Origin of the sequence: Vibrio sp. 10N.261.52.C2 (assembly GCF_041471425.1) — a bacterium.
Taxonomy (GTDB): Bacteria; Pseudomonadota; Gammaproteobacteria; order Enterobacterales; family Vibrionaceae; genus Vibrio; species Vibrio crassostreae_C.
Genome location: NZ_JBFROH010000035.1, coordinates 32,928 through 50,684 on the forward strand (window position 1 = coordinate 32,928; position 17,757 = coordinate 50,684).

General features: G+C 45.3%; 12 protein-coding genes and 1 pseudogene. 10 read left to right on the forward strand and 3 right to left on the reverse strand.

Translation table 11 applies throughout. The features are described 5' to 3' along the window. The first annotated feature begins 96 nt into the window (after positions 1–96). The 3 genes from rsuA to AB4307_RS14245 all read left to right on the forward strand — a co-directional run bounded on the left by rsuA (position 97) and on the right by AB4307_RS14245 (position 2,869). A complete protein-coding gene (rsuA, locus tag AB4307_RS14235; RefSeq protein ID WP_017060380.1) occupies positions 97–792 on the forward strand; it encodes a 16S rRNA pseudouridine(516) synthase RsuA in 696 nt (231 codons plus the stop codon). Positions 793–992: 200 nt separating this feature from the next. Beyond that, positions 993–2,210 (forward strand): Bcr/CflA family multidrug efflux MFS transporter, encoded by a 1,218-nt coding sequence (locus tag AB4307_RS14240; RefSeq protein ID WP_372132159.1) that lies wholly within the window; start codon positions 993–995, stop codon positions 2,208–2,210. Beyond that, positions 2,210–2,869 carry a DUF2913 family protein gene (locus AB4307_RS14245; protein ID WP_017060382.1) on the forward strand — a complete coding sequence of 220 codons (660 nt, stop codon included), beginning with the start codon at positions 2,210–2,212 and terminating at the stop codon, positions 2,867–2,869. Before AB4307_RS14240 ends, AB4307_RS14245 begins: the two co-directional genes overlap by 1 nt. 250 nt (positions 2,870–3,119) lie before the next feature. Here the strand turns inward: AB4307_RS14245 and AB4307_RS14250 are convergent, their stop codons facing one another. Then, a complete protein-coding gene (locus tag AB4307_RS14250) occupies positions 3,120–4,550 on the reverse strand; it encodes a DUF2867 domain-containing protein (protein WP_017066073.1) in 1,431 nt (476 codons plus the stop codon). A 98-nt stretch (positions 4,551–4,648) separates the two neighbouring features. On the opposite strand from AB4307_RS14250, the pseudogene AB4307_RS14255 reads away from it, so the two are divergent. The 5 genes and pseudogenes from AB4307_RS14255 to nhaA all read left to right on the forward strand — a co-directional run bounded on the left by AB4307_RS14255 (position 4,649) and on the right by nhaA (position 11,826). Then, a pseudogene (locus AB4307_RS14255) lies at positions 4,649–6,018 on the forward strand (MATE family efflux transporter). 122 nt (positions 6,019–6,140) lie between these two features. Then, positions 6,141–6,812 (forward strand): ABC transporter ATP-binding protein, encoded by a 672-nt coding sequence (locus AB4307_RS14260; RefSeq protein WP_017060385.1) that lies wholly within the window; start codon positions 6,141–6,143, stop codon positions 6,810–6,812. Beyond that, complete coding sequence (locus AB4307_RS14265) at positions 6,793–9,246, forward strand: ABC transporter permease (protein WP_137001714.1); 2,454 nt, start codon at positions 6,793–6,795, stop codon at positions 9,244–9,246. Before AB4307_RS14260 ends, AB4307_RS14265 begins: the two co-directional genes overlap by 20 nt. Continuing rightward, positions 9,236–10,384 (forward strand): lipocalin-like domain-containing protein, encoded by a 1,149-nt coding sequence (locus AB4307_RS14270; protein ID WP_017070605.1) that lies wholly within the window; start codon positions 9,236–9,238, stop codon positions 10,382–10,384. Before AB4307_RS14265 ends, AB4307_RS14270 begins: the two co-directional genes overlap by 11 nt. Before the next feature lie 275 nt (positions 10,385–10,659). Next, the gene (gene nhaA / locus AB4307_RS14275) at positions 10,660–11,826 is read left to right on the forward strand and encodes a Na+/H+ antiporter NhaA (RefSeq protein ID WP_010441484.1); all 1,167 of its coding nucleotides are present in this window, start codon (positions 10,660–10,662) and stop codon (positions 11,824–11,826) included. Between the two features lie 275 nt (positions 11,827–12,101). Here the strand turns inward: nhaA and AB4307_RS14280 are convergent, their stop codons facing one another. Together AB4307_RS14280 and AB4307_RS14285 are read right to left on the reverse strand one after the other, a co-directional pair. Continuing rightward, positions 12,102–12,713, reverse strand: a complete 612-nt coding sequence (locus AB4307_RS14280; RefSeq protein ID WP_372132162.1) for an OmpA family protein — start codon at positions 12,711–12,713, stop codon at positions 12,102–12,104. Continuing rightward, a complete protein-coding gene (locus tag AB4307_RS14285) occupies positions 12,713–14,020 on the reverse strand; it encodes a TolC family outer membrane protein (RefSeq protein WP_372132165.1) in 1,308 nt (435 codons plus the stop codon). The genes AB4307_RS14280 and AB4307_RS14285 overlap by 1 nt, the downstream gene beginning before the upstream one ends. 761 nt (positions 14,021–14,781) lie before the next feature. On the opposite strand from AB4307_RS14285, the gene psrA reads away from it, so the two are divergent. Both psrA and AB4307_RS14295 read left to right on the forward strand, forming a co-directional pair. Continuing rightward, positions 14,782–15,411 carry a TetR family transcriptional repressor PsrA gene (psrA, locus tag AB4307_RS14290; protein ID WP_017071964.1) on the forward strand — a complete coding sequence of 210 codons (630 nt, stop codon included), beginning with the start codon at positions 14,782–14,784 and terminating at the stop codon, positions 15,409–15,411. Between the two features lie 55 nt (positions 15,412–15,466). Further along, positions 15,467–17,749 (forward strand): acyl-CoA dehydrogenase, encoded by a 2,283-nt coding sequence (locus AB4307_RS14295; protein ID WP_017071963.1) that lies wholly within the window; start codon positions 15,467–15,469, stop codon positions 17,747–17,749. Positions 17,750–17,757: the final 8 nt, after the last annotated feature.

Here is a 17,757-nt window from a genome sequence, read left to right on the forward strand (position 1 = left end):
TCGCGTCTTGTAAGAAGGAAAACAAATAGTGTGAAATAGCTCAACTAATTGAGCAAAGGTGACTATAATACCCGACTTAGATTAGTTGAGGTATTCATGCGTTTAGATAAATTTCTGTGCGATGCATTAGGCGTCACTCGAAGAGAAGCAACACACTTATTAAAATCCAAGGCAGTGACAGTAAATGATGTCATTCAAAAAAGCGGTTCACTCAAGGTAACTGAAGAGTGCGTTGTCGAATGGCAAGGCAATGAACTGAATGTTCACGGCCCACGTTACATCATGCTTTATAAGCCTGAAGGCTTTGTTTGTTCGCATGAAGATGGCGCAAATCGTATCGCGTTTGAATTACTTGATGAAATCAAAATGGACAAGCTGCACTTTGCTGGCCGTCTAGATATTGATACAACAGGTCTTGTATTGATTACCGACGATGGTAAGTGGTCTCACCGTATCACTTCGCCAAAGCACAAGTGCGAGAAGACGTACCGTGTTTGGTTGGTTGAACCTGTTGAAGACGATTACGTTGAAAAATTCAAAGAGGGCATCCAGCTTAAGAGCGAAGATGGCCTAACACTTCCTGCACACCTAGAAGTTCGTGCAGAGCGTGAAGTATTGCTAACGATTCACGAAGGCAAATACCACCAAGTTAAACGTATGTTTGCTGCTCTTGGTAACAAGGTAGAAGCACTACACCGTGAACGTATTGGCGAAATTGAGATGGACGAATCTTTAGAGTTAGGTGAATACCGTTACCTAACGCAAGAAGAAGTCGATTCAATCTGGAAGTAGTCCTTAGCTAGAAGTTGCTCTTAACAAGAAATTGTTCTTAACAAGAGACCACTTTTGCTGGAAATAGCCCTTTCGTTGTAAAGCCGACCATGGATAGCGTCGGCTGATGATGTTGACTGGTACTAGGAAAGTCTCAGCCAATCTTTGACTCGCGTACTCACGCTAGTCCCTAGCTCTATCAGTTGAACATTCGGAGAACCATGCAAACATCGACCTCACAGAGCCAAAGCTCCCAACTAGAAACACCTCAATTAGGCTTAGTGCTGTTTTTGATTCTAGGTGCGATTGGTGCACTTACTCCGCTAGCCATTGATATGTATCTGCCAGCGATGCCGACCATTGCTAAAGATCTTGGTGTGACGGCGGGTGAGGTACAAATCACGCTAACAGCCTATACCGCAGGTTTCGCGCTGGGGCAGTTGCTGCATGGCCCGTTGGCGGATAGCTATGGTCGCAAGCCTGTACTGCTTATTGGTGTGTTCTTGTTTGCTATCGCTTCTATGGTGAGTGCGACAACTCATGGCATTGAAGCGCTGACTTACATCCGTACCACTCAAGGTTTTGCTGGTGCTGCGGCGGCCGTTATCATCCAAGCGGTGGTAAGAGATATGTTCGATCGTGAAGATTTCGCAAGAACCATGTCTTTCGTTACTTTGGTGATGACAGTTGCGCCATTGGTTGCTCCGATGATTGGCGGTTACTTAGCGTTGTGGTTCGGTTGGCGTTCAATTTTCTGGGTTCTGGCTATTTTTGCGGTGATCGTGATTCTGGCGGTATCGATGAAGATCCCAGAAACGCTTCCTGCAGAAAACCGACAACCATTGCGCTTTAAAACCACGATTCGTAATTACGCCCGTTTATGTAAAAACCCGACCGCTATGGGCTTGATTTTCTCGGGTGCATTCTCGTTCTCTGGGATGTTTGCATTCTTAACTGCAGGCTCTTTTGTCTACATTGATGTCTATGGCGTACGTCCTGACCTGTTTGGTTACCTATTTGGTCTGAACATTGTTGCGATGATTCTGATGACGACAATCAATGGTCGAATCGTTAAGAAGGTCGGTTCTCATACAATGTTGAGGGCAGCGTTGGTCATCCAATTACTGGCTGGCGTAGGTTTACTTGTCGGTTGGGCGCTGGATCTCGGGCTTTGGGGAATCGTGCCGTTTGTGATGCTATTTATTGGCACCATCTCTACTATCGGCAGTAACTCTATGGGTCTATTGCTCAGTGGTTATCCAAACATGGCAGGCACGGCTTCATCGCTTGCGGGAACATTAAGATTTGGTACTGGTTCTGTCGTTGGGGCTATCGTTGCGATGCTGCCAAGTGACAGTGCTGGGTCTATGGCTATGGTAATGGCTGCATGTGCAGTAATGTCAGCATTACTATATTGGACATTAGGAAAGAAGGCATAATGTCAAAATACTATATTGAAATTCAGAAGTTAGTGAATGATGCGCTAGGCGAGCTATATGCTCTACATAAGTCTGGCAAGGCCATTGACGCACCTATCGCGAACAACCTTTATTTGGTTCGTTGGGTAACAAAGGCAATTAAATCCCAAGCTTATGATCGCGTGATTGTGCCTGACTTGGTTCGCTGGCAGAAACAGGGTCGCTCAAAAGGCAATAACTCTGATTTAACTTTTACCTTTAAACGTATTTCTGCGTTTTACGGACGTTTTTTCCCTGAAGGCGAAGAGCCTAAAACGCTAAAAGACAGTGATGTTGAAGCGTTCATGGACAAAATGTACGAGATGGGTTGGAGCGTATCGAGTGAAGACGAGCTAACGACTGGCGGCAAGATTCAATTCTTCACCGATGGCGAGCACTCTTTTGCTTTATGCGGTAAACAGTGTGACGACTCTTTCGACGGGGAGTTGATGGTTAAGCCAATGAACTGGTTTGTTCGTGGCAACCACGCCGAGTTCATCCAGGCGGCGATGGAAGCGGGCTTCATGCTTCACAAAGTAACGGACTATAAGTCTGCGGTGAAGTATCACGGTGAATACATCGTTTACCCTGCTAACCAAGGCAACCAACTGGCTGAGATCCCAATTAGCGTTATCGGCTAATAGCGGATTCGAGATGAGAGATACGAAGAGCGGAATTATCCGCTCTTTTTTGTCTCTCATAGCGCGTGTCGCTAATTTGCTGTTAAGTCTTTTCGCATCCCGTTACCCGAATCTCGCATCTGCTTTTAATCTTTTCTCATCTCGACACTCGAATCCCACATCTGCTTTTAGTTTTTCGCATCTCGTTACCCGAATCCCGCATCTGCTTTTAATCTTTTCGCATCTCGACACTCGAATCCCGCATCTGCTTTTAATCCTGTTCTTTAGCTTGCTTCTCAATTGCCTTCACCATGCCTTTAAAAATAAACAGGTGGGCTGGCATCATAGCAAACCAATACAGTAACCCTAGAAACCCCTTTGGATGCCACCAAGCCGAGATATTCAGCTCGCGAGAGTCACCGTGGTCAGAGACAGTAATCTCGAGTCGCCCTAAACCGGGGCCTTTCATACCGAAAAGCAGAGATAAAAACTGATTCTCTTCACAGCGAATGACCTTCCATGAATCGATTTTGTCACCGACTTTTAGGTTGGGCCCTTCTGGCATTTGTCGAACCGGTACACCGCCACCGAAAAGAACATCCAACCATTCGCGTGTGCGCCATAAAGTGTTAGCAAAGAAGTAACCTTGCTTCGGGCTTCCGATTTGCTGAGCAACATGCCAAAGCGATTCCAATGAAGCGCTTGAGGTGATACTTGCGCCTGTTTTCTTCGGGTAATAGCCATACCCAGCTTGCCAGCGTTTGAATGCGGTTTTATCAAAGCCCCATACATTGCTTTTGACAAAGTTTCCTTCAGCGTGAATGGCTTGTTCAACCATATTTTCGAACGAGATAAGCTTCTGAGGGTACTTTTCTCTAATGATGGTCGAACTGGCGATGAAGTCGTGCTTTAAGCCTGCAAGTAGTGCTCTACCTATGTTAGACGGTACAGAAGTCACCACGCCTAACCAATATGAAGCAATCTTTGGTGTCAGTAGCGATGTCGCCCATAGCCTGAGTGGACGATCGGCAGTTTTGGCAATATGAGCAAATTGGTTTCGGTAAGAGACAATATCCGGCCCGCCAACCTCAAAGGTTTGGCTTTCGCTAGGCGTGTCTTGTGCGAGTTTTAGTAAATAGTGGTTCAGGTTCTGCAAAGCAATCGGGTTGGCTTTAGAGTCAACCCATTTTGGCGCAATCATAATCGGCAAGTTGTACACGAAATCTCGCATGATCTCGAATGCCGCAGATCCTGGGCCAATGATCACGCCAGCTTGAAGTTCGGTAACGGGTACAGGCCCTTTACGAAGCAATTCGCCGGTTTTCTTTCTCGCTTGAAGGTGCTCTGAATCACCAGTCTGAGGCTGTAAAGAACTCAGGTAGATGACGTGTTGATTCTTTGGCCCAAGAGCAGAAACAAAGTTACGGGCTAAGTTCAGCTCATAATCGATAAAGTCGTGGCCTTCTGCCATGCCATGGACGAGAAAGAAGATAAGATCAAAGTCGGGGACTAAGGCTTGTGTCGCAGCTTGATCGGCCAGATCAAGATACTCAAGCGATAAGCTTTCGTGAGGCTCGGTCCGTGCCTTTAAATAGTCGATATGCCTTGCTGCTGCCGTGACTTGATAGCCTTGCTCAAGCAGGAGAGGGAGGAGTTGCGAACCAACATATCCAGAAGCCCCTAAAACCAGTACTTTCTTCATTGTTACTCCATTTATATCTGTGGTTAAAAACCGAACATTGATATAATAGCGCGATATTTATCTTTATTCATCAATACGTTCCGTTTAGGTATCTCTCTATGTTGCTCTCTTCAATTATTCATCACACACGAGGTGATTTTGTTCGCAGGCTTATTGCGATTGCACTGCCTATCACCTTGCAGAGCATTATGTTTTCAAGCCGAGGCTTGGTGGATGTATTGATGTTGGGTCAACTTGGCGAAGCAGACATCGCAGCTGTGGGTGTGGCGAGCCGAGCGATGTTCGTGACGACCATTATGCTGGTGGGTGTTACCACGGGCGGTGCTCTTCTTACTGCTCAATATTGGGGCGCGGGTAATAGACAAGGTGTGAGAGAAAGCACTGCGCTGACGTGGCTGGTGTCGACACTGTTTGCTTTACTGACTATCGCGTTTTTCGTTTCATTTCCTGCACAAATCATGGGCGTGACGACCGACTCTCAAGAGGTCATCAACTTAGGCGTTGAATACATCGTAATTACGTCATTTAGCATGCTAGCGGTATCGTGTGTCAGCAGTATGGCTGTGGGTTTGAGAGCGATGCACAAACCCGGGCTAAGTACATTTTTCAGCGGTATCGGCATCCTGTCTAACGTGTTCTTAAACTGGGTGCTGATCTTCGGTAACTTAGGCTTTCCTGCGCTTGGAATCAAAGGTGCGGCGATTGCGACGGTACTGAGTGGCGCGATTGAAGTCGCGACTTTGTTTGGTTATCTCTATTTCTCTAAGCATTTATTAGCATTTAAGTTTTGCGATATTAAAGCGGCAGCTTCGATTGATAAGGTGGTTCGCTTCTTGAAGCTGTCTCTGCCGACCACGTTTAACTTCTTAGCATGGGTGGTTTGTTTGCTTACCACGCGATCATGGGGCAATCGGGCGTTCAAGGTCTGGCTGCGCTATCGGTCATGACGCCGGTTGAATCTATCTCATTGAGTTTATTGATTGGCCTTTCGAATGCGGCAGCTGTTTTGGTGGGTAATCAACTTGGTGCGAAAAACAATGAAGCGGTTTACTATCAAGCGCTTGGCTTAACAATTTTGTGTTTCTTAACTAGTATTGTTGTAGCCGTTTTTCTCTATTTCGTTCAAACGCCAATACTTAATGCCTTTAGCGCACTGACGGAAGAAACCAGAGCCCTCTCAGAGAAGTTCATTCTGATCCTCTGTGTGGGTATTGTCATTCGCTCGGTGCCATTGACTGTGATCGTTGGGGTGTTGAGAGCGGGTGGTGATGTGAAGTTCTGCCTCTATCAAGATTTGATTGCTCAGTGGGTGATCGGTATCCCATTGGCAGCCATCGCGGCTATCTATTTTAAGTTTCCACCTGAGTGGGTATATCTGCTTTTCCTAACGGAAGAAGTCCTCAAGTGGGGCGGGTCGCTCTATCGCATGAAAACAAGAAAATGGATTAAAAACTTGATAGGAAGTTGAAGTAGGGCGCACCAATCGCATCACTTTATCGTTGGCGTGTGATCTATCTTTCAAAATACTTCCTCCTAACAGGGAATTAGTGTAGATTCTCCTTCCAAATTCTAACTAATGCGAGCTGTTTAATGTTAAAGCTGTCAGACCTATGTAAAGGCTATGTCGATGGGGGGGAGTTTCACCCTGTTTTGCAAGGTGCTGAATTAACATTAAACCAAGGTGACCAGCTGGCATTAATGGGAGAAAGCGGTTCAGGTAAAAGTACTTTACTGAATCTTATCGCGGGCTTAGACCTAGCGGACTCAGGTGAAATCGCTTTTCCTCACTTCAATATGCACGACTCAACCGAGCGTGACCGCACCGCTTATCGCAGAAACAACATTGGCCATATTTTTCAGCAATTCAACTTACTGCCAACGTTAAATATTGCCGATAACATCCGTTTTTGCCGCCAGTTAAAAGGCTTACCTGAAGACAAAGGTCTCTGGAGACAGATTCTCTCTGCTTTAGATCTTATGCCTTTACTTGGCCGTTACCCTGAAGAAGCGTCTGGTGGCCAACAACAACGTGCGGCCATTGCGCGTGCGCTGTATATGGAACCAAAAATATTGCTGGCCGATGAGCCGACCGGTAGTTTAGATGAGCGTAATGCAGAAGCGGTAATGCGTTTGCTGACCTCTTTGGCTCGTCAATTAGAATGTACGTTGCTGTTGGTAACACACAGTGAAAAAGTAGCTCTGCATATGGATGGTAGGATCCGTCTGCAAGGAGGGCAACTGCATGTTATGGCCCGTAGTTAAGGCACTACTCGGTCACTATCGACGTTACCCACTGCAGATTATTTTGGTATGGCTTGGTTTAACCCTCGGCGTATCACTTTTGGTTGGTGTTACTGCTATCAACCAACACGCCAAGCAAAGCTATGCGCATGGCGAAAAACTCTTTTCGAATCCTCTTCCTTACCGTATTCGACCAAAACACAACGCCAATAAAATCCCGCAAGGCTTTTATATCCAACTTCGCCGTGAAGGTTTTCAACAGTGTTCTCCTCTTGATCACCATCGTATCACTGATGAAAATGGCGCAAACTTCATGGTTGTCGGTATAGATCCTGTTTCTATGCTTCAGCTACAACCTGGTATAGCGTTAAAAGATCTCACCGCTTTGAACCTCATGAAGCCACCATATCCAATCCTTGTCAGTGATGATCTTGCTGAACACATGGAATGGCACAACGGTGATTACATCCCTTTGATGGATGGTTCTGAACTTGGTCCTGTGGTTGTTGATCAAAATAATATGATTAATGGTACAAGGTTGATTGCGGATATCTCCTTGCTCCGAATGCTTAAACGAAGTGCTGGGCTTTCAGTGATTGCTTGTTCAGACATGCCCACTGAGAAGTTTGAACGTCTTAAAAATATGTTACCTAATGGTTTGACGATCTCTCGTAGCTCTAAGGCAGAGCTTGAGTCGCTGACCAGTGCGTTCCACTTAAACCTAAAAGCGATGGGTATGCTGTCGTTTGTGGTTGGCTTGTTCATTTTCTATCAAGCAATGTCGCTTTCTTTTATTCAGCGTCAACCGTTAGTCGGGATTTTAAGACAAACGGGTGTGTCTGGTTGGCAACTGACTAAAGCGCTCTGTTTAGAGTTACTGCTATTGGTTTTACTGAGCTGGATCTGCGGCAATGTATTTGGCGTGATGCTAGCAAACCAATTGTTACCTGCCGTATCTTCAAGCTTGGGCGATTTATACGACGCTAACGTCGGCTTAACGATCGACTGGAATTGGCGTTGGAGTGGTTACAGCTTACTGATGGCATTGATTGGTGCTTTCTTAGCGTGTGCGTGGCCACTGGTTCGTTTACTTAAGTCTCAACCGATTCGTCTGTCTTCTCGTTTGTCTTTGATGCGTTTTGCGGGTACCGAGTTCACTTGGCAAGCGTTGATTGGCTGTGGCTTCTTGGTTGCTGCTGTTGCTGTGTATCAAGCCCCTCAGACTCAAGAAACGGGTTTTGCGATTATCGCGCTAATGCTGATCAGTGTGGCGCTATTTACCCCGTTTTTGATGTGGAAGTTATTTAACAGCCTCTCTTATTCGTTGCGCTGGGTTCGTGCTCGCTGGTTCTTTGCTGATGCAGCTTCCAGTATGAGCTACCGTGGCGTGGCGACGATGGCGTTTATGTTAGCCTTAACAGCCAATATTGGTGTAGAAACCATGGTCGGTAGCTTTAGAGATACCACTGATAAATGGCTAACACAGCGTTTGGCTGCCGATCTGTATATCTACCCAACCAATAATGCCGCTGCTCGTATGAGTAATTGGTTATCCGACCAACCTGAAGTGGATTCGGTTTGGTGGCGTTGGGAGAAAGATGTGGCGTCTCCAGTCGGTAGTATTCAGGTGGTCAGTACGGGGCCTTCTGAAGGTGAGCTAGAAGCGCTGACGATCAAATTAGGTATTCCGAATTACTGGTATCACTTACATCACTCTAAAGGCGTGTTGATCAGTGAATCGATGTCTCTCAAGCTGGGGATTCGCCCTGGCGACTACATTGACCTCTATGATAGTCTCGGCTCTGGTTGGCAGGTTGTCGGTGTTTATTACGATTACGGTAATCCTTACCATCAAGTCATGATGTCGCATCGAAACTGGCTGTATGGCTTTGCAGGGCGGGGTAATGTCGGCCTTGGGGTAATACTCAAAGACGATGTGAATTCATTAGGGCTTCGCAGCCGATTAGAAAGCGTATTCAGGCTTGGCTCCGAGCGCGTTTTCGATAACAACAACATCCACAGTCAAGCGATGCGGGTGTTCGATAGGACGTTCGCGATTGCAGATACATTAGGTAACATCACCTTGGTTATCGCCGTCTTCGGTATTTTCTTTGCAACGGTTGCGGGTGAAGTGTCTCGACAAAGGCATATATCTTTACAGCGCTGTTTAGGTGTCTCAGCGAAAGAACTGATTCTGACCGGTAGCTTACAATTGTTTGTGTTCGGGCTTATTTCCTCCTTAATTGCGATACCGCTCGGCTTAGCGTTGGCTAGTTTGATCGTCGATATCGTGATCAAGCAGTCTTTTGGGTGGTCACTCGAGTTGCAAGTGATTCCCTGGGACTATTTACAGACATTTGCGTGGGCTATGGCAGCATTGATGTTAGCTGGTGCTTTGCCAGTGATGAGAATGATTCGGAATACTCCGATGAAATCACTGAGGGATGCGCTTTAGTATGTTTTTACGGAATACCTCAAATAAGTTAAGACAACGAATCCTGTCTTCTCTGCTATTAATCAGTTTCTTCGGCATCTTTTTAAGTGTTTGGGGTTATTACTCCTATTTCATCGATCCTGGTGAAAAGGGCGTGAATGAAGTTAACTCAATATTGGTTAATGAACACTTCAATGTGTTCGAACCTGTTTTGCCAGACCGTAATGTTTCGCTACCACAAGATTTTAAGTTCCACCCAGAGTTTCAGCACGAGTGGTGGCATTACTTCGCGTCTTTGAAAGGTGATGATGGTAAAGACTATTCGGTTCAGTGGAGTTTTTTTCGTATCGCAACGGACGAACGTGAAACACCGGGGTGGCAAAGCCCTCAAGTCTATATCTCAAATGTGGTGGTCTCTTCTAAGTCCAAAGTATGGAAAGAACAGCGCATGGCTCGTGGCGGTATTGGCCAAGCGGGAATGACTAATCGTCCATTCAGACTTTGGATTGATAACTGGAACTGGCGTGCACTCGGCAACACCCCATTCCCCGGGCGCCTTCAAGTGCAAACTGATACGTTTGGACTAGAACTCGACACCATTGCAAAAGGGCCCTATGTGCTCAACGGCGATAACGGTTATCAGAAAAAGCACGACTTATTACCTGTCGCGTCTTATAACTTCAGCGCTCCATTTTTATCGTTGAGCGGTGTGTTGAACCTAGACGGCGTTACCAAGGAAGTGGAAGGAACTGCGTGGGTACATAAAGAGTGGGGCAGTGGCTTACTTGGAGTGGGCCAACAAGGTTGGGATTGGTTTGTATTTAACCTCGATGACGGCACAGCGCTGAGCATTAACCGCTATCGTCATAACCAACAGTTGCCTTACATATTCGGGACATTAGCAACGCGCTCAGGCAAAGTTTACCAATTAACGGAATCCGACATTTCCATTCAACCATTGCAAAATACAACGTTGATGAATGGAAGACGGATGCCTTTGCAGTGGATCATTAACGTCCCTAAGCATGATATCAACCTCACAACGCGTATTATACGCAGGGATATGTGGCTTCCATTTGTCATACCATATTGGGAAGGGCCGATTAAGGCGAGCGGGAGCCATGAAGCGACAGGCTTTATGCAGTTAACTGGCTACTAAAAAACACCTAAGGCTATAATTTGATAGCCTTTTTTTATGCCTGCGCCTTTTAGCGTTCCCCAATGAATTGTGCATACAGGTTCGATGATCTCATCTATACTTAATTCATGGTGCATAACAACATTATGGAATATACGACGTATTGTTTAGTATTTGTAGGAAAAACCGAAGTTAAACATCCGAAGAAGTGATTATCTATCGATTACGCTTGGATATAAACTCATGGTTATTCTTTGTTATTCGTTTATTTAAATAATAAATATAAGGGCGAAATCATGACCGACGTCATCCGTGACTTCTTTAAAATGGAATCTGCTGGCGGCATCATACTAGTCATCGCTGCGGCGATCGCAATGTTTGTAGCAAACTCACCACTGAACGAAATGTACCAAGGCGTATTGCATAGTTACGTTCTTGGTATGTCTGTGTCTCACTGGATTAACGATGGCTTAATGGCTGTCTTCTTCCTTCTTATCGGCTTAGAAGTTAAGCGCGAACTTTTAGAAGGCGCATTAAAGTCTAAAGAGACAGCAATCTTCCCAGCTATCGCAGCCGTTGGCGGTATGCTAGCTCCGGCACTTATTTACGTGCTATTTAACTCAAGTAACCCAGAAGCGCTTCAAGGTTGGGCTATCCCAGCGGCAACTGATATTGCATTCGCATTAGGTATCATGGCGCTTCTTGGTAACCGTGTACCGGTTAGCTTGAAGGTGTTCCTATTGGCTTTAGCAATTATCGATGACCTTGGCGTTGTTGTTATCATTGCACTGTTCTACTCAGGCGACCTATCAACGCTTGCGTTAACGGTTGGCTTCATCGCGACTGGTGTGTTGTTCATGCTAAACAACAAGCATGTGACTAAGCTGAGTGTTTATCTTATTGTTGGTGCAATTCTGTGGTTCGCAGTATTGAAGTCTGGTGTTCATGCAACGCTGGCTGGTGTAGTAATTGGTTTTGCTATCCCACTGAAAGGCAATAAAGGTGAACATTCTCCGCTGAAGCATCTAGAACATGCTCTGCACCCATACGTCGCTTTTGCAATCTTGCCAGTCTTTGCTTTTGCAAACGCAGGTATTTCATTGGAAGGTATCTCAATCTCAAGCCTAACAGGTATGCTACCACTTGGTATCGCTATGGGTCTATTGATTGGTAAGCCTCTTGGTATCTTTGCATTCAGCTGGGGTGCGGTGAAATTGGGTGTTGCTAAGCTCCCTGAAGGTGTGAACTTTATGAACATCTTCGCAGTATCTGTCCTGTGTGGTATTGGTTTTACAATGTCTATCTTTATTTCATCACTAGCATTTGGCCCAACGAATGTAGAGTTTGACACACTAGCTCGACTAGGCATCCTGATGGGATCTACAACAGCTGCAATTCTAGGTTACTTCCTGCTAAGCGTTTCTTTACCGAAAACAGCAAAGCAACAAGAAGTAAAACTATAATCAGCGGTAGGCTCGTTTAACGGCGAGCCTATTCACTGATTAACAAGCTAACTTCTGAGTAGCAAGACGAGTCACAGAATCATCCTCCCCGATTCATGTGACAGCAAAGAACAAAAAAGCCGTGATAGGGTTTCCTATCTCGGCTTTATTGATCCTAACTGCTAGTATTTTTAGTTTGGTTAGTTATTGATGATCTAAAACTCCTAGATTCAACTCATTATTTTGATCGGCATGAATTGCGGATCGTTTTGGATGACCAGAGTGACAGTGTCATGTTATTTTTCTAGCGTGGTAAATATGGTCCACTCCTCGACGATCTGCTCATTCAGCCCGACAACCGTTGCTGTTACTCGACGGTTCAGTGCATGAGAAGTAGCATCGTTGCCATCGCTCTCTAAGCGGTTTTCACCGTAACCGACAACTCTTACTCGGCTCGGGTCTATACCATTCGACAATAATTCATCTTCAACGTGGTGAGCGCGCTTCTTTGATAACTCTAAGTTGTATTCACTCGCGCCGACTTTACTGGCGTAACCTTGAATTTCTATCGATGCACTTTGGTAGGTTTCTAAGAACTCAGCCATGGTAGTGATTTGATCTGAGAAGATAGGGTTAACTTTATAGGAGTCATTGGCGAAAAGGATGTTCAGCCGTCTGACTTCTTGCGAGCTAACCGTCTCTCCACAGCCTTCGTTGTCTACCAGAGACGACTCTGGTGTGCCAGGACAGGTGTCTCGTGCATTGACCACACCATCGTTATCATCGTCTTGCAGGTCAGAAATTTGCTCCGCTTCTGGCGTTTCTATGTAGGGCTCTTCATTTTGGCTAGAGCATGCACATAGCGTTATCGTTAATGCGGAAAGTAATAAATAAGGTCTCTTCATCATTAATACTCCACTGCCGTTGTCCACTCGTCTGGAATGTCGACCAGTAGAGCGTTCAATAGAGAGCCTGTCGCGTTCATTACACGGTATTTAGCGTACTGTTCAGAGTAATGCGCATCTAAGTAATCTTTGCGGGCTTCAAACAATTCGTTTTCAGTGTTAAGCAGATCAAGTAGCGTACGTTTGCCGATTCGATATTGTTTCTCATAAGCGATAACGGTTTCTGACGCCGAATCCACGTGATCAGACAAGAAGTTCTTTTGTTGTAACGTCAGATCCAATGCACTCCAAGAGAGGCGAAGGCCTTCTTCAACTTGTCGATAAGCACGATCTCTTAGATCTTTTGCTTTATTGAGTTGGTAAGCTGCAGCTTCTGAATTAGCACTATCGGTACCACCGTTGTAGAGGTTGTATCGCATTCTCAACATTGCCAAAGTCTCTTGGCTCGAACCTTCATCGCCTCCAGCATCATCTCGCCATGATTGAGATGCCTCGATAGAGAACGTCGGGTAGTTAACCCCTTTTGATTGTTTGTACTGGAAGTGCGCTGAATCGACATCTGCAGTCGCGACTTTGATGACTGGGTGTTGGTCCAGAGCATCAACAAGCGCGTCTGATAATGACAGAGGAATCATAGAAATATCGGCTCTTGGGTAGACTAAGCCAAGCGGTTCTTGACCCACTATTCTTCTAAATTGGGTGTGGGTATCAATTAGGTTGTTCTGTGCGGCTAATAAGTTGCCGTGAGCTTTTGCAATCCTTGCTTCTACCTGAGATACATCTGCGGTTGAGCCTATGCCTGAGACTGCACGCTTTTTGATGTCTTTATAGATTTTCTTGTGGATAGCGAGGTTACTTTCCGAAAGGGCTAAAACTTCAGTTGCTTTGACTGCGTCTAAGTAGATCTGTGTGACCTCTAGCGCTTTGTCTTCGGCATCCGCGAGCAATTGCAAACGAACCGATTCTGCTTCTGCGGCAGTACGATCAATATCATTGAGAGTCGATGAACCATCCCACAGCAACTGAGTGAGGGAAATCGTCGCTTCCTTTCTTGTGAGATCGGTATCGGGGCCGTTATTTGGTGCAGGGTTTATGCCTTCGTAACCAATACCAGCATCCAGGTCGATACTAGGTCTATAAGCACCACCTGCGGCGTCATTTCGTTTCCGTACACTCACAAACTCATTAAAGATACTCTTTATCTCAGGGTTTGTAGTCAAGGTAATGGCTACGGCCTGTTCTAAAGTTTGAGCAGAGATTGGAGCTGCAATAACTAAGCAACACATAATAGGTAATTTCAACAGTCTCAAAGTAGGTCTCCTTCTACTTTTAAAAGCTCCCGCCGCTTCCCAACAAGCGTTTAACTACTTAATTGAAAAGGGTATTAAACGAAGCTTAGGACATCTGCAAGAAATTGCTAAGTTTGTTGGCTTTATTTCGAATGTAAGTCTCTATCCTTATTGATTAATTTACCAATAGTAGCAAGTGGCAAGCTTCGAATGGATGCACCGTAAATAGAGGAAACGTAGTATTAGGTTTGGACTCAGATAGGTAAACGTTGGCTAGTAGGTTGTTTGAAATACGAGTTCCAGTGATAACAATGTGCCAAGCATGGTAGTTCGACTCTTAGGAAGAAATGACAGCATATAAAGAGGCGGTCGCGCTGTTCAGGTTGTAGTTAGTAGCTGTGAAGAGGGGTAAGTAAGGCTCACTCTCGTCCCAAACAACAAACAAAAAAAAAGCCCAAACCAACGTGGTTTGGGCGGATACAAGTATAGGAGTTAATAAGGAAAATGCAGTAATTAAGAAAGCAGTGAGAAGAACAAGTTTGACGGCCTGTTAAACTTCTAAATACGCTGTTTTCTATATAATTTATGACCCACCATTTCCATTTCAGTTCCAAGAAAATTCATTATTTTTTTCTTTTTTTGTAAACACACAGCGATTCAATCGGTTAGTGCTGAGTTTTATTAACTGGTACGACCAATTTGTGAAAATGTGATGTTGCTTGCTTGTTAAATAAATGTACTAAGCGTATATTTCAAACAGTTGTTTAATACGAGTGATTGAAATGGCACCAAGAAGTACAACCAAAGACAAAATCTTAGATGTGGCTGAAGGCTTATTTGCTGAGCACGGTTTTAATGACACCTCTTTACGCACGATTACGAGTAAAGCGAATGTCAACTTAGCTTCAGTGAACTATCACTTTGGCGATAAGAAGACTCTGGTTCGTGCGGTACTCAATCGTTACTTAGAAGCATTTATGCCAGCACTGCAAGATGCATTAGTGAACTTAAACTTGAACGAAACGTATTCTATGAGTGACGTGTTTGAGTCTCTGAGACAGCCACTAAGAGCACTTAATGATGTTAGGCCAAATGGTACAAGCCGGTTCATGTTACTTATCGGCAGAGGCTATACAGATGTGCAAGGACACTTGCGTTGGTTCATTACTACCCGTTATAGCGAAGTACTTTCTTTGTTTACAACGTCAGTAATGAAGGCGAATCCGAACCTCACTCAAGAACAGTTATTTTGGCGATTACACTTCACCCTAGGGACTTGTGTATTCACCATGGCATCAAGTCAGGCTCTGGCAGAAATTGCAGAGAATGACTATGACAGAAAGATAGATGCTAAGGCAGTGGTCGATATTCTTATTCCATATTTAGCCGCTGGCATGTCAGCAGAAGAATAAAACAATAAAAAGCGAAACATTCACAACCAATATAGTGAACAAAAGGATCTGAACTATGAGCTCTCTAAGACAAAAATGGGTAAGTGACCCAGCTTTTAAACTCTTTAAAAAAGTACTACCACCACTATCTAGCACCGAGAAAGAAGCGATGGAAGCGGGTAGCGTGTGGTGGGACGGAGAGCTGTTTTCTGGTAAACCAGATTTCACTAAGCTGCATCAATACCCAAAACCTCAGCTGACAGCAGAAGAGCAATCGTTCATGGATAATGAGCTTGAAACCTTGCTCGCTATGCTTGATGACCACCAAATTGTAAAAGAAGATCGAGACCTTCCTGAAGAGGTGTGGAACTTCTTACGCAAAGAGCGTTTCTTTTCGCTAATTATTGCGAAAGAGTATGGCGGTCGTGAATTCTCAGCACACGCTAACTCAACTATCGTAACTAAGATTGCGACTCGCAGTATCAGTACTGCGGTTTCAGTAATGGTTCCAAACTCTCTTGGTCCTGGTGAGCTGCTGTCTCACTACGGCACTCAAGACCAAAAAGACTACTGGCTACCTCGTCTTGCTGACGGTACAGATATCCCATGTTTCGCACTAACAGGCCCAGAAGCGGGTTCTGATGCGGGTGGTATCCCTGATGTCGGTACTGTGTGCATGGGCATGCACGAAGGTAAAGAGACGCTAGGTATCAAGCTTAACTGGAACAAACGCTACATTACACTAGCACCAGTGGCGACGGTACTTGGTCTGGCTTTCAAACTGCACGATCCAGAAAAGCTACTGGGTGACAAAGAAGACATTGGCATCACTTGTGCGCTAATCCCGGCTGACCACGAAGGTGTTGTGATTGGTGAGCGTCATGACCCACTTGGTCTTGCGTTTATGAATGGTCCAACACGCGGTCACGATGTATTTATTCCTATGGAATGGTTAATCGGTGGTGCCGATTACGCAGGTAAAGGCTGGCGTATGCTGGTGGAATGTCTGTCTGCAGGTCGTGGTATCTCATTACCCGCACTTGGCACGGCGATGGGCCACCTAACGGCGAAAACGACCGGCGCATACGCTTATGTTCGTAAGCAGTTCGGTATGTCGATTGGTAAGTTTGAAGGAGTTGCAGAGAGTTTAGGTCGTATTGGTGGCTTAACGTATCTACTAGAAGCGACTCGTACACTAACAACTACTTCACTCGATATGAAAGAGAAGCCGGGTATCGTTACGGCTATCGCGAAATATCACATGACAGAAATGGCGCGTACTATCCTGAATGATTCAATGGATATCCACTCTGGTCGTGCAATTCAAGATGGTCCAATGAACTACTTAGCTGCGCCTTACCTAGGTATTCCAGTTGCTATCACAGTAGAAGGTGCGAACATCTTAACTCGCAACCTGATGATCTTCGGTCAAGGTGCGACACGTTGTCACCCATACGTGCTAAGCGAAATGGAAGCGGCAGCAAACCCAGATGAGAAGCAAGGTGCGAAGGATTTCGATAACTTGTTGTTCAAGCATATCTCTCACGCAACTAAGAACACGTTTGGTGCGTTCGGTGCGGCATTGACAGGCTCTAAGTTCATTAAAGCGGATATGAGCGGTCCAACGAAGCCTTACTACCAAGACTTAACTCGCTTGAGCCGTGCGCTTGCAGTGAGTGCGGATTTCGCAATGCTTACACTAGGTGGCGAACTGAAACGTAAAGAGCTTATCTCTGCACGTCTAGGTGATGGTCTAAGTTACCTATACATGGCGTCTGCAGCGCTTAAGAAGTATGAAGATGAAGGTCGTCAACAAGCTGACCTAGACTACGTACACTACGCGGTTCAACACTGTTTCCATAACGCGGCTAAATCGCTACAAGAAGCGTACAGAAACTTCCCGAACAAGATGGTAGGTAAAGTACTTAAAGGTCTAGTTTTCCCTGTCGGTAACCACTTTGAAAAACCAAGTGATAATCTAACGGTACAACTGGCAGAAAGCTTGATGACTCCGGGTGCACACCGTGAACGTCTAACTCACCTTTGCTACATAGGCAAAGAAGAAGAGGATAGTGTTGGCCTAATGGAGAATGCGTTCAATGCGATGTACAGCATCAAGCCTCTCGAACGTAAGATCTTCAAAGCAGTGAAAGAGGGCAAAGTGGCTCGTAAAGGTCTATTGCAAGATAAACTTGCTCAAGCACTGGCGGCAGATGTTCTTACTCAAGACGAAGTTGACCAAATCATTGCAGCAGACAAACTTCGCTACGCAGCTATTCAAGTTGACCACTTCAGTCATGATTACAGTGAAACTTTGACTCGAAAAGAGTTAAAACCTAAGCTAAATAGCGTTGCTTAGATAAAGAA